Source organism: Microbacterium sp. NPDC056003, from assembly GCF_042274785.1.
Lineage (GTDB): Bacteria > Actinomycetota > Actinomycetes > Actinomycetales > Microbacteriaceae > Microbacterium.
On the sequence record NZ_JBHJXQ010000001.1, the window covers coordinates 442445 to 455066 of the forward strand.

At 71.4% G+C, this 12622-nt stretch carries 10 protein-coding genes, 1 tRNA gene and 1 other RNA gene; 4 read left to right on the forward strand and 8 right to left on the reverse strand.

The genetic code is table 11. The features are described from left to right. Nucleotide 1: 1 nt before the first annotated feature. From pta to ACFC1W_RS02045, 4 genes are all read right to left on the reverse strand, one after another. Nucleotides 2–2134, reverse strand: coding sequence for a phosphate acetyltransferase (gene pta, locus ACFC1W_RS02030; RefSeq protein ID WP_375987991.1), 2133 nt, complete (start codon nucleotides 2132–2134; stop codon nucleotides 2–4). 77 nt (nucleotides 2135–2211) lie between these two features. Beyond that, nucleotides 2212–2308, reverse strand: an RNA gene (ffs, locus tag ACFC1W_RS02035) — signal recognition particle sRNA small type. Nucleotides 2309–2354: 46 nt separating this feature from the next. After that, nucleotides 2355–3995, reverse strand: a complete 1641-nt coding sequence (locus ACFC1W_RS02040; protein ID WP_375987994.1) for a DUF5671 domain-containing protein — start codon at nucleotides 3993–3995, stop codon at nucleotides 2355–2357. Next, a complete protein-coding gene (locus tag ACFC1W_RS02045; protein WP_375987997.1) occupies nucleotides 3992–4453 on the reverse strand; it encodes a hypothetical protein in 462 nt (153 codons plus the stop codon). The genes ACFC1W_RS02040 and ACFC1W_RS02045 overlap by 4 nt, the downstream gene beginning before the upstream one ends. A 174-nt stretch (nucleotides 4454–4627) precedes the next feature. Here ACFC1W_RS02045 and ACFC1W_RS02050 point away from each other — a divergent pair, with 174 nt between their 5' ends. From ACFC1W_RS02050 to ACFC1W_RS02065, 4 genes are all read left to right on the forward strand, one after another. Then, nucleotides 4628–5641, forward strand: a complete 1014-nt coding sequence (locus ACFC1W_RS02050; RefSeq protein WP_375988000.1) for an AAA family ATPase — start codon at nucleotides 4628–4630, stop codon at nucleotides 5639–5641. Nucleotides 5642–5648: 7 nt separating this feature from the next. Next, nucleotides 5649–6896 (forward strand): DUF58 domain-containing protein, encoded by a 1248-nt coding sequence (locus ACFC1W_RS02055; RefSeq protein ID WP_375988002.1) that lies wholly within the window; start codon nucleotides 5649–5651, stop codon nucleotides 6894–6896. Beyond that, on the forward strand, nucleotides 6883–9153 hold the full coding sequence (locus ACFC1W_RS02060) for a transglutaminaseTgpA domain-containing protein (protein WP_375988005.1): 2271 nt from the start codon (nucleotides 6883–6885) through the stop codon (nucleotides 9151–9153). Before ACFC1W_RS02055 ends, ACFC1W_RS02060 begins: the two co-directional genes overlap by 14 nt. A 26-nt stretch (nucleotides 9154–9179) precedes the next feature. Beyond that, nucleotides 9180–9267 (forward strand) — tRNA-Ser (locus ACFC1W_RS02065). A gap of 115 nt (nucleotides 9268–9382) precedes the next feature. Here ACFC1W_RS02065 and ACFC1W_RS02070 read toward each other — a convergent pair. The 4 genes from ACFC1W_RS02070 to ACFC1W_RS02085 all read right to left on the reverse strand — a co-directional run bounded on the left by ACFC1W_RS02070 (nucleotide 9383) and on the right by ACFC1W_RS02085 (nucleotide 12615). Next, the gene (locus ACFC1W_RS02070) at nucleotides 9383–9799 is read right to left on the reverse strand and encodes an arsenate reductase ArsC (protein ID WP_375988008.1); all 417 of its coding nucleotides are present in this window, start codon (nucleotides 9797–9799) and stop codon (nucleotides 9383–9385) included. Nucleotides 9800–9884: 85 nt separating this feature from the next. Continuing rightward, on the reverse strand, nucleotides 9885–10763 hold the full coding sequence (locus ACFC1W_RS02075) for a metalloregulator ArsR/SmtB family transcription factor (RefSeq protein WP_375988011.1): 879 nt from the start codon (nucleotides 10761–10763) through the stop codon (nucleotides 9885–9887). A gap of 26 nt (nucleotides 10764–10789) precedes the next feature. After that, entirely contained in the window at nucleotides 10790–11284 is a 495-nt protein-coding gene (locus tag ACFC1W_RS02080; protein ID WP_375991372.1) for a GNAT family N-acetyltransferase, read from the reverse strand. A gap of 14 nt (nucleotides 11285–11298) precedes the next feature. Continuing rightward, the gene (locus ACFC1W_RS02085) at nucleotides 11299–12615 is read right to left on the reverse strand and encodes an FAD-dependent oxidoreductase (protein WP_375988014.1); all 1317 of its coding nucleotides are present in this window, start codon (nucleotides 12613–12615) and stop codon (nucleotides 11299–11301) included. Nucleotides 12616–12622: the final 7 nt, after the last annotated feature.

The following is a 12622-nucleotide window of genomic DNA, read 5'->3' on the forward strand; positions in this document are numbered from 1 at the left end:
CTCACTCCCCCTGGGCCTGGATCGCGGTGATCGCGATCGTATTGACGATGTCGTCGACGAGCGCGCCGCGCGACAGGTCGTTGATGGGCTTGTTCAGGCCCTGCAGCACCGGCCCGATCGCCACGGCTCCGGCGGAGCGCTGAACCGCCTTGTAGGTGTTGTTGCCCGTATTGAGGTCGGGGAAGATGAACACCGTGGCGCGGCCCGCCACATCGGAACCCGGCATCTTGGCCGCCGCGACGGCGGCGTCTGCGGCCGCGTCGTACTGGATAGGCCCCTCGACGAGGAGCTCGGGAGCCCGCGAGCGGACGATGGCCGTGGCATCCCGCACCTTCTCGACCTCTGCGCCCGAGCCCGACTCCCCCGTCGAGTACGACAGCATCGCGATGCGCGGCTCGATCCCGAACTGCGCCGCAGTCGCCGCCGATGAGATCGCGATGTCGGCGAGCTGCTCCGACGTCGGATCGGGGATCACGGCGCAGTCGCCGTAGACGAGCACGCGGTCCGCGAGCGCCATCAGGAACACGCTCGAGACCACCGAGACCCCCGGCGTGGTCTTGATGATCTCGAAGGCGGGCCGGATCGTGTGCGCGGTCGTGTGCGCTGCGCCCGAGACCATGCCGTCGGCCAGACCGAGGTGCACCATCATCGTGCCGAAGTACGAGACGTCCGTCACGGTGTCGGCCGCCTGCGCGACCGTGACCCCCTTGTGGGCGCGCAGCCGGGCGTACTCCGCGGCGAACTTGTGGACGTGCACGGCGTCGAGCGGCGAGAGCACCTCCGCCGCCTGGATGTCGATGCCGAGCTCGACCGCACGGGCGCGCACCTCGAAGGGCTCGCCCAGGATCGTGAGGTCGGCGATGCCCCGCTTGAGCACCGTGGCCGCCGCGCGCAGCACGCGGTCGTCGTCGCCCTCGGGGAGCACGATGCGCTTGCGCTGGGCGCGGGCGCGCTCGATGAGCTGGAACTCGAACATGAGCGGCGTGACGACCGTCGCCCGCGCGACGCCGAACGCCTCGAGCAGCTCGTCGGTGTCGACGCTCTGCTCGAAGAGCGCGAGGGCGGTGTCGTAGCGGCGCTGCGAGTCGGCGGCCAGCCGGCCCCGGGTGCTCATGATGCGCGCGGCCGTCTCGTAGGTGCCGAGCTCGGTCGTCACGATCGGCACGTTGGATCCGAGTCCGTCGAGCAGGCGCATGACCGGCTCGGGCAGGTCGAATCCGCCGTTGAGCACGATGCCCGAGATGGAGGGGAAGGTGCCCGACGCGTTCGCGAGGAGTGCGGCGAGCAGCACCTCGGTGCGGTCGGCCGCGATGACCAGGACCGCTCCGTCGAGCAGGCGCGGCAGGACGTTGACCATCGACATGCCCGCGACCACGACGGCGAGCGCCTCGCGCGTGAGGCGCTCCGGGTCGCCGGCGAGCAGCTCGCCGCCGACGGAGCGCATGATGCCGCGCATCGAGGGGGCGACGAGGAACCGGTCCTCGGGGATCGCCCACACGGGCACGCGCTTGCCCGGGCCGAGCGCGGTCTCGACCGACCGCCGGATCGCCGCGATCGTCGCCTCGGCCTCGGACTGCTCGGCGCGGTTGGCCACGACGGCGAAGAGCTCCGCACGGCCGTGGGCGAGCTCGGCGAGCGCGAGGTCGGCGATCTTGCCCATCTCGGCCGCGGTGCGCGGGAGCGACGAGCCGAGCTGCTCGGGACGCGTCTGGGTCTGCGCCGATCGCCCGCCCAGCACGAGGAGGACGGGCGCGCCGAGGTTCGCGGCGATGCGCGCGTTGTAGCCGAGCTCGGCCGGGCTGCCCACGTCGGTGTAGTCGCTGCCGAGGATCACGACCGCGTCGCACTGCGCTTCGACCGCCTTGTAGCGTTCGACGATCGTCGCGAGCGCGGCATCCGGATTCTGACGCACATCGTCGTAGGTGACTCCGATGCAGTCCTCATACGGCAGCTGGACCCCGTCATGGTCGAGCAGCATCTCGAGGACGTAATCGGGCTCGGCGGTGGAGCGGGCGATCGCCCGGAAGACGCCGACGCGGGGGGTCGCGTGACTCAGCGCGTCGAGAACACCCAACGCGACGGTCGATTTGCCGGAGTGGCCTTCTGCTGACGTGATGAAGATGCTCTGCGCCACGCGACAAGCCTATGGGCGACGGGCCTCACGCGGGGCGCGTGCGCCGCTGCACGCGGATCCCCCGGGAAGAGCCGGAAAAGTAAGACTCTCCGCGAACCCGGCAGAGCCTGGTTACCCTTGCTACGTTTCCGTCCTGGGGGAGTTGGCCTGGATGCCGCCTCGCGGAGAGCTGACACCAGTCTAACCCGGTCGCGCGGCGGGGCGTGACCTCGACCGCCGGTCACCCGGCGAGCGGGATCACCCGCACTCCCCCGTCAGGCTCGGCGATGACCAGCGCTCGGGGGGCCGAGACCCCCTCGAGTGCGGCCGGGAGGCGCGCGACCCAGGCGTCGTCGACCGGCCCGGCTCCGTCGGTCGCCTGCCAGAGGACGACGGATGCCGCAGTCGCGGCCTTGACATGCTCGCCGATGTCGGCGGGGGCGGCGGCTGCGATGAGCACGATGCGACCCACCGTGCGAGGCCGCTCGGGCGCCGCCTCCTGAGCGAGGGCGCGGTCGCGTCGCCAGACGGCGAAGTGGTACGCGAACACGATCGCGGTGGCCGCCAGAAGGCCGACCGGCCCGCGGATCCGCTCGATGAGTCCCCCAGCGCCGCCCGGGTCGAGCACGAACTCGAAGAGCCGGTAGCCGATGATGAGCAGCGTCACGATGGCGGTGATCGCGCTGGCCCCGAACACCGCAACCAGGTACACCCGTCGCGCCGTCGACGCGGCATCTTCGACCGGCACCGCCCGCCCGGGCCGCCAGGCGAGCCACCACACCGGCAGACCGATCACGAGCGCACTGAGACCGCCGAGCAGCAGCGTGCGGGCGTTGTCGCCCGCCAGCGTCGGCGTCAGCGCAGCCAGAAGCGCGTTGACGACGACCCCGAATCCGCTCGCCGCGCCGATGAGCGCGACGGCCGAGACGACGAGCCGGGCGCCGCGGCGCGTCGCGTCGGCACGGAGGGCGACGACTCGCGCGTGGATCACCCAGACGATGCCGCCGACAAGGGCAGCGGCGATCGCGCGGTCCAGTGGCGCGATCGCCTCGGCGGCCGGTGCGGTGTCGAGCACCAGTCGCAGCAGCACGAAGAGCACCGTGCCGATCGCGAAGAGCGTCACCGCGGCGGCCGCACCCACCACGATCACCAGCGCGACGCCGGCGAAGGCTCCGGGCGCGGTGCGCGCACCCTCACGCCGCCAGTGCCACCACCACACCAACCCTCCGAGCGCGGTCCACACGAGTGACTGAAGCAGCGGCACCCACCATTGCTGCGAGCTCGCCAGCGGCACCGCCACCGGGGCGAGCGCTTCCCCGACGAGGGCGGCCAGCGCCGCGATCGCGCCGGTCGCGAAGACTCCGACGCCGTACACCCAGCCGAGGATCGCGCTGAGGTCGGGCAGTCGCGCGGGCGACAGCCGCGCGCTGCGCCGCTGCGATCGGTGCCAGAGCCACACACCCGTCCACACCACGCCGGTCGCGAGGCTGCCCGGGCGCCACACCCCGTCGATGCCCGCCGCGGCGGCGGAGCTGAGGGCGACCGTCGCGGTGACGAGCGCCGTGGTGGACATCGCCGCGAGGTAGAGCGACCACGCGAGCGACGCCCGGTCATCCGAATCGAGCAGCCGGCGCCGTTCCCACCACCACAGCAGTCCGGCCAGGGGCGCGCCGATGAAGGTGAAGGCCAGCGACTGGGCGAGGGCTGCGGGGCCTCCGGCCAGGGTGATCGTGCCGCCGATCGCGCGCTCGAGCAGGCCGCTCAGCCCGATCGCGGCGACGGTGACGAGCGCGAACAGGATGACGAAGACGATGACCCGGCGCACGACCCCCTGCGCGCGGCCCGGCGCGGCCGGCGCGCCGGATGCGGCCGGGGCGGTCACAGACCGGCTCCGCTCTGGTCGCACACCGTGAGCTCCCACGGGGTGGTCGCGATCAGCCACTGACCACCGACCTGCTCGAGCTGGAAGACGCCGTCGCTCTCGTACTCGTCGGGGCCGAGCGGGCCCGACCCGTACACCGTCGCGATGACCACCTCGACGCGCGCGGAGTCGCTGTCCACAGTCGTCTCGGTCAGCGTGACGCGGTGATCGCCGTCACCCCCGCCGGTGCGGCGGCAGTCCTCGGCGATCTCGGGGATGAGCAGCTCGATCGCCGCCCGCGTGTCGCCCTCGATCACCGCCTGGCTGTACTGCTGCACGACGCCCTCGGGGCTCTCCGGATCGAGGGTCGCGGTTCCGCCGCGAGTGAAGACCGCGATCAGCGCGATCACGATCACCAGGGCGACACCGCCGAGCAGGGCGATCAGCACGCCGCGCGTGCGCTTGTCGTAGTCGGTCATGGCCACATCATGGCACCGGGGCGCTCCGCGGCACAGCAGGAGGGCGGTCCCGCGCCCAGCGTTCTCCCAGCGGCGGCCATACCGCTCCCATTTCCCCGCGGTTAGGATCGGTCGCGGGGCGAGGATGCCCGCACCACCCGACACGCTCGTTCCAGGGCGCGACAGGAGTCTGCGATGGTCGATACCGCGATGACGGAGCAGGCGCGTGCGCGCGGGGCGCTGACGGCAGAGGACTTCGCCCGCACGACGGACGCGATCCTCGGCGGCGTGGGCAGCGTGATCGACGGCAAGCCGGAAGCGGTGCGCAGCGCGCTGGTGTGCCTCCTGGCCGAGGGGCACCTCCTCATCGAGGACGTGCCGGGCGTCGGCAAGACCATGCTCGCGCGGGCCCTGGCCGCTTCCGTCGACGCGACAGTGCGCCGCATCCAGTTCACTCCCGATCTGCTGCCCGGCGACGTGACCGGCGTGAGCGTGTTCAATCCCGTCGAGCGGGAGTTCGAGTTCAAGCAGGGGGCGATCTTCGCGAACATCGTCATTGCCGACGAGATCAACCGGTCGTCCCCCAAGACCCAGTCCGCGCTGCTCGAGGCCATGGAGGAGCGCCAGGTGACGGTCGACGGGCGCACGCACTACGTGCCCGAGCCGTTCCTCGTCGTGGCGACGCAGAACCCGCTCGAGATGGAAGGCACGTATGCGCTTCCCGAGGCCCAGCGCGATCGCTTCATGATGCGCATCTCGATGGGCTACCCCGATGAGCGGTCCGAGGCGCTCATGCTGCGCCAGCGCGACACGCTGAACCCCCTCGACCAGCTGTCGGCGGTCGTCTCGGCCGACCAGGTGACGGAGCTCATCTCGTGGGCGCGCGCGGTGCACGTCGCTCCCCCCATCGAGGATTACGCGGTCGCCCTGGCGCACGCAACACGCACCCATTCCGACCTGCGGCTCGGCGCGAGCCCCCGGGCGACCCTGCAGCTCGTGAGGGCGGCCAAGGTGTGGGCGGCGCTCGACGGACGCGGGTTCGTCATCCCCGACGACATCACGGCCCTGCTCGCGCCGGTGTTCGCGCACCGTCTCATCCCGACCCGCTCGGCCGGCGGCGCGCGTGCGCGCGGGGCAGCCGACGCCATCACGACGATTCTGGAGCGCATCGCCTCGAGCGTGCGCGTCCCCATCGCGCCGCGTCAGTGAGTCCGCGATGAGACGCCTGTGGCCGCTGACGGTGCGAGGCACCGGAGCGATCATCCTGGCGATCACGTGCTTCGTGATGGCGAACGAGTTCGGCATCACGGAGCTCATGTACTTCGGCATCCTGCTGCTGGCGGTGGCCGGCGCGAGCATCGCGTCGCTCTACCTCACCCGGCGCACCGATGTCGTGACGCGGTCGTTCACGCCCGACGTCGTCACCGTCGGCCGCACGTCGACCGTCTCCGTCCGCGTGGGCGTGCGCACTGCGGTGCCCACCCCGCCCGGCACGTGGCACGATGCACTCCCGAAGGGACTGCGTGGCCGGTCGGAGGGCGTGTTCCCCGCGCTCGGATCGGGGCTGCGCGGCGGCGAGCGGGTGGTCGACCTGTCGTACACGGTCACCGGCGTGAAGCGCGGTGTGCACGCCATCGGACCGCTCTCGGTGCGCTCGACCGACCCGTTCGGACTCGCGCGGCGCCGCACGCTGTTCGGCGAGCGCACGGCGGTGACGGTCGCCCCCGCGCTGATCGACCTGCCGCCCCTGACCGACTTCGCCGGCGAGACCGGCGGCACGCTGCACACCACGACGAACCAGCTGGGCCAGGGGGCCGACAACCTCGTCGCCCGGCCGTACATCCCCGGTGACTCGATGCGCCGCATCCACTGGCGCGCGACGGCCCACCGCGACGAGCTCATGGTGAGGCAGGAGGAGCAGGAGTCGACGCCCGAGGCGAGCGTCGTCCTCGACCGGGGCGTGCTGCGCTGGGCGGCCGAGGCGATGCAGGCACCGGGCACGGACCCCGGGTTCGAGATGGCGGTGTCGGCATGCGTGTCAGCGGTGGCGCGCCTGGTGCACGACGGCTACGCGGTCGAGGTGCTCGACTCCGACGGCACCGTCCTGGCCGAGCGGATCGACGGCGGCGACATGGTCGAGGTCGAAGCGCTCCTCAGCCACTTCGCGACCCTCACGGCGCGCCGGGACGACAGCCTCGCCCGGCTCACCCGGCTGTTCGCCGGCGTCATGACCGGACCCGTCATCCTCATCGTGGGGCGGTTCGATCCGTCCGACGCAGACGCGATCGCACCGGTCGCGCACCACAGCACGCTGCCGATGGTGCTCGCGGTCGGACCGCTCGGAGACGCGCTCGACCGGGCGGCCGACCACGGCTGGCGGGTCGCGGCGATCGACCCGGACGGCGATCTCGCGGCGGCGTGGGGCAACGCGGTCGGGCGAGGAGTGAGCCATGCCGTCCTCTGACGACTCCCCGCGCACACGGCGCGGCGGCGAGCGGCTGCTCACCCTCTCCCTGCTGGTGGCGCTGCTGGCCGCGCTCATGCCGGTCATCGGTGTCGTCAAGCCGGGCGGCTGGCTGCTCGGCTCGGTCGTCATCGCGACCCTCGTGCTCACCGCCGGCTACGGCGCCCGGCGTCTCCGCCTGCCGGCCGTCGCCGTGAGCCTCATCGAGGCGGGCGTCTGGGTAGCCATGATGACCGCGGTCTTCCTGCGCGACACGGCCCTGCTGTGGGTCATCCCGACCCCCGAGACGATCCGCGCGGTGCCGCCTCTGTTCGACGACGCGATGGACGAGATCATCCTCGGCGCCGCGCCGCTCGAAGACACCGCCCCGCTCGCCTTCCTCATCGTCGGCTCCATGGGCCTGCTCACGATCATCGTCGATCACGTCGTGCTCACCGCGCGGATGCCGCTGCTGGCGTCGATCGGGATCGTCGCGGTCTCGCTCATCCCGGCGATCGCGGTGCCGCGCGAAGTCGATGTGGTCGCCTTCGTGTTCCTCGCCGTCGCGATCCTCTTCCTCATCCGGGCCGAGACCCGGTCGCGTGAGCGCCCGCTCGAACGCGACGCCGAACGCACCGCCGGTGTGCCGGCGACGGCGCTCGGGATCGGTGCGATCGCGGTCGTGGTCACCGTCGTCGCGACGCCGCTCCTGCCCCAGCCCCTCATGCGCGCGGGCACCGGCCTCGGCGGCGGGCCCGGGATCGACGCGACGCTGCAACTCGGTGACGACCTCCGCCGGCCGGAGCAGATCGAGGTGCTGCGTGTGCGCTCGAACGCACCGTCGCCGCCGTACCTTCGGGCGACGACGCTGTCGCGGTTCGAGGGCGGCGTGTGGGAGCCGGACCGCGTGCGCACCGTTCCCCTCGACAGCGAGTTCGGCCTGGGCACGGTGAGCGTGGCCGAAGACGTGCGGCTGGCGGAGTACACGACCGACGTCGAGGTGATGAGCCTCGCCTCGGTGTGGCTGCCTGTCCCCTACCCGGCGGTCGAGGTCACCGGCCTCGACGGACGCTGGGCGGCCGTCCCCTACAACCGCACCGTCATCTCGCAGTCGGGGACGACGCAGGGCCAGGCGTACACGGTCGTCTCGAACCAGGCGCGTCCGACGCTCGAGCAGATCCGGTCGTACAACGCGGGCGGACCCGAGCTTCGCGACGAGACCACTCAGGTGCCGCCGGAGACACCCGCGATCGTCACAGAGCTGGCCGCTGAGGTGACCGCGGGCGCCACGAACGACTACGACCGCCTCATCGCGATGCAGCGCTGGTTCCGCGGCGGCGAGTTCCGCTACTCGCTCGAAGCCCCGGTCGAAGAGGGCTTCGACGGCAGCGGCGCCGAAGCGGTCGCCGAGTTCCTCGAGCGGCGACAGGGCTACTGCATCCACTTCGCGTCGGCGTTCGCACTCATGGCCCGCACCCTCCACATGCCGACGCGCATCGTGATCGGGTACCTGCCCGGCGTCGCGACCACCGACTCCGTCGACGACCAGGTCGTCTACTCGGTGTCGAGCTCACTGCTGCACGCGTGGCCGGAGGTGTACTTCGACAACGCCGGGTGGATCCCGTTCGAGCCGACCGCAGGACTCGGCGTGCCGACATCCTTCTCCCCCGCCGCGTCGCTGCCGGGCGACACCGACGATCCGAACTCCGCCACCCCCGGCGCGGCGCCCTCGCCGACGCCGAGCTCCGAGCAGGGACCCAACGGCCCTCTCGACCCGCGCGACGAGGCCCTGCCCGGCACTCCGCTCGGCACCGCGAACCCGCTGCCGATGCTCGGCGTCGTGCTGCTGATCCTGTTCGTGCTCGCCCTGCCGTTCCTGGCACGCGAGCTGCGGCGCCGGCAGCTCACGCTCGCGGCCCGGGGCGGCGACGCCGCAGCGGCGTGGATGATCGTGCAGGATGCCGCGATCGACGCCGGCATCGCCGTGCCGGCCAGCGAGACCCCGCGCGCGTTCGCGCAGCGGCTCATCGACCAGCACGGCGCCGACGCCGACGACATGTACACGCTGGCGGTCGCGATCGAGCGGGCCTCGTATGCGCCCGCCGGCGGGCGGGACTACTGGATGGGAGACGCGGCGATGGATGCTGCGACCGCCGTGCGCGCGCAGCTGCTGGCGGCGGCGCCTCCGGCGCGTCGCATCCTGGCCGTCATCGCCCCGCGATCGCTCATCGTGCGGCCCGGGAGCGTGTACGCAGGAGGCGCTCCCGCGACCAGGTAGGATGGCCTGTGGCCCTCCGGGGCCATGGAGGATTCGCCTAGTGGCCTATGGCGCACGCTTGGAAAGCGTGTTGAGTGAAAGCTCTCAGGGGTTCGAATCCCCTATCCTCCGCCATGAGAAACGCGCCGTCCCGGAGGGGCGGCGCGTTTCTCATGTTGACCGGCAGAGCGATTCGAGGAGGAGCGCAGCGAAGCGACGGAGTCCCCCTAGCCGCCGCCAACGGACACACTCACGCCGCCCGTCCATCCGGGAGGATCTCGCCGATCAGTGTCTCGATCCGGCGCCGGATCTCGTCGCGGATGGGTCGCACCGCCTCGATTCCCTGCCCCGCAGGGTCGTCGAGCTCCCAGTCCTCGTAGCGCTTGCCCGGGAAGATGGGGCACGCGTCACCGCAGCCCATGGTGATGACGACGTCGGACTCCTGCACGGCCTCCACGGTCAGCACCTTCGGCGAGTTCCCTGCGATGTCGATGCCCTCTTCGGCCATCGCCGCGACAGCTACGGGGTTGATCTCGTTCTTCGGCGCCGAGCCCGCAGACAGCACCTCGATGCGGTCGCCGCCGAGCGCGCGCAGGTAGCCGGCGGCCATCTGGGAGCGGCCGGCGTTGTGGACGCAGACGAACAGGACGGTGGGCTTCTCAGACACGTGGTCTCGCTTTCTCTCGCTCGCTCACTTCAAGAAGCATAGATGCTGATCTATTGGTCGGGGGGGGTGAACGGCAGATGAACGGTCAGGTCGGGAGCAGTTCGTCCAGGAGGGTGCGCACGCGTCGCTCGATGTCGTCTCGGATGCCGCGCACGACGGGCGCCGGCTTCCCGACCGGGTCCTCCAGATCCCAATCGAGGTACCGGCGGCCCGGATAGACCGGGCACGCGTCGCCGCAGCCCATCGTGACGACGACGTCCGCCGCGCGGACCATCTCGTCCGTCAAGGGCTTCGGAAACTCGCCGCCGATCGAGATGCCGATCTCGTCGAGCGCATGGACGATCGACGACCGCACCTCCGGCCCGGGGGCGGAGCCCGCCGTCCGGACGGTCACACGGTCGCCGGCCAGCTGCCGGAGGATTCCCGCTGCCAGTTGGGAGCGCCCGGCGTTCTGCACGCAGACGAACAGCACCTCCGGTCGGTCAGGGCGATCACCTGCGACTCGGCTCAACGCGTCGAGCCGAGTGGCGACGAACGCGGCCGTCCGCGAGGCGATGAGAGGTGGAGCGGCGGCCCCAGCGAGGAGTTCGTAGCTCTCGGAGACCTGTGCGCGGACCGTCTCAGGACTGAAGGTCCCGCGGTAGCGCGTCGAGAGGTCGGCGACGATGCGCTCGAGGTCGGGAGGGCTGACGGCGGGCCTGCTGTCGAGGAGCGCGTCGACGCGCGCGGCTTGGTCGGGTGCGATCGAGTACCAGACCCGTCGCCCGTCGGGTTCGCGGACGACGATGCCCTCCGCGAGGAGAGCCTTCATGTGATGACTGACGGTGGGCTGCCGGAGGGCGAGGGTCTCGGCCAGTCGCCCGACGAGCTGACGGCCGTCCGGGGAATCGCGGATGAGCCGGAGGATCTTCGCCCGGGTCGGATCGGCCAGTGCAGCCATCCCCCGCGACCCGTCAGAACTCATAGATCGGAGTCTATCGACCGGCTGATTCAGTCGGTCCCGTTGCGCTCGCTGCGGCGTTCGATCACCACCGTGTCGCGCCACCGGCCCGCGTGCGGCCCGAGGCCGGATCGCGCTATCCGTTCGCGACGCCCCACTACTCGGAATCCCACTCTCTCGTGGACGCGCAGGCTGGCGGCATTCTCGGGGAAGACGCTGGACTGGATCGTCCAGACACCGGCGTCCTCCGCCGCCTGGATGAACGCGTCGAGGAGAGCGCGCCCGATGCCGCCGCCACGCGCATCGCGGTCGATGTAGACCGAGTGCTCGACGACCCCGGAGTACACCGGGCGGGTCGAGACAGGGGAGGCCGCCGCCCAGCCGAGCACCTCGCCGACATCACCGAGAGCCACCAGCCGTGCGTACGGGAGCTTGCCGGCATCGAACGCCTCCCACGTCGGCGTGGTCGTCTCGAATGTCGCTTCGCCGTCATCGATGCCTTGCGCGTAGATCCGCTCGACGTCGGTCCAGTCCTCGGGAACCATCGGCCGGATCTGTGTCACGAGCAGCAGCCTCCTGCTGCGCCGGCAAGGTCGGTGGAGCACACGCCGGTCGCCGGCAGCACCAGCTCGACCTGCGAGGCAGAGGCGAGGTCGCCGTCCAGCCACGCGACCACCGAGCGAATCTGCTCGTACCCGGTCGCGAGGAGGAAGGTGGGGGCGCGGCCGTACGACTTCATGCCGACGATGAAGAACCCGTTCTCAGGGTGCGTGAGCTCGCGGAAGCCGTGCGGCTCGACGGTGCCGCAGGAGTGGACGTTCGGGTCGATCAGGGGGGCCAGTCGCTTGGGCGCTTCGACGATGTCGTCCAGCTCCAGGCGGATCTCGCGCAGCATGTCGAGGTCGGGGCGGAATCCCGTGGCGTTGACCACGAGATCGGTCTTGTGCGTGACGACCTCGCCGCGGCGGTGACCGACCAGCTCGACATGACCGTCGATGCGCCGTGCACGAAGGATCTCGAACCCGTCGACCACCGTGACCGTTCCCGCGGCGACGGCCTGGTCGACGCGGCTGCCGAGCTTGGCGCGGTCGGCGAGCTCGTCGTCAGGAGAGGAGGACACCCGCACGGCCTGGGCGTTGCGGATCAACCAGGTCACAGTGGTGCCCGGCTCCTGGCGCGCGAGCTCGGCAAGGCCCAGCAGGGCGTTCGCCGCTGAGTGGCCCGCACCGACCACCGTGGTGTGCCGCCCGGCGAACTGCGCACGGTCGCGACCGAGCACGTCTGGGAGAGCCGGCATGACGGCGTCCGCGATCTCGTCGAAGCCGAGGAGCCCGAGCCCGTTCGAGGACAGCGGGTTCGGCGTCGAGTAGGTGCCGGATGCGTCGATCACCGCCCGTGCCGAGAGTTCCTCGATGCCGTCGTCCGTCGTGACGCGGAGGACGAACGGCGTGGCTGCGCGCGCGCGGGAACGCGTTCGGTCCATCCCCTCGCGAGTCACGGCGACGACGCGGGTGCCGGTGCGGATCACGGATGCCATCGGGTCGAGGGCCGCCAGCGGCTCCAGGTAGAACTCCACCAGCTCGGCGCCCGTCGGCGCTCGCTCGGGGTCGCGAAGCTCCCACCCGGATGCTTCGAGCATGCGGCGGGCGACAGGGTCGACCAGATGCTTCCACGGCGAGAACAGCCGCGTGTGGCCCCACGAGCGGATGCTCGCGCCGATACTGTCGCCGGATTCGAGGACGACCACGTCGATGCCGCGCTCGATGAGATGTGCAGCGGCGGCGAGGCCGATCGGGCCGGCTCCGATCACGACGACAGGAAGAGTCGAGAGGCGGTCGCTCGTAGCGACGCGGGGGGTGAGATCGAGCAGGGTCACGAGGTGC

Coding starts and splice junctions, on each gene's coding strand:
- ACFC1W_RS02075 (WP_375988011.1), bottom strand. CDS start 10,763: ATGAGTTCTGACGGGTCGCGGGGGATGGCTGCACTGGCCGATCCGACC.
- ACFC1W_RS02050 (WP_375988000.1), top strand. CDS start 4,628: ATGGTCGATACCGCGATGACGGAGCAGGCGCGTGCGCGCGGGGCGCTG.
- ACFC1W_RS02055 (WP_375988002.1), top strand. CDS start 5,649: ATGAGACGCCTGTGGCCGCTGACGGTGCGAGGCACCGGAGCGATCATC.
- ACFC1W_RS02060 (WP_375988005.1), top strand. CDS start 6,883: ATGCCGTCCTCTGACGACTCCCCGCGCACACGGCGCGGCGGCGAGCGG.
- ACFC1W_RS02045 (WP_375987997.1), bottom strand. CDS start 4,453: ATGACCGACTACGACAAGCGCACGCGCGGCGTGCTGATCGCCCTGCTC.
- ACFC1W_RS02080 (WP_375991372.1), bottom strand. CDS start 11,284: ATGGTTCCCGAGGACTGGACCGACGTCGAGCGGATCTACGCGCAAGGC.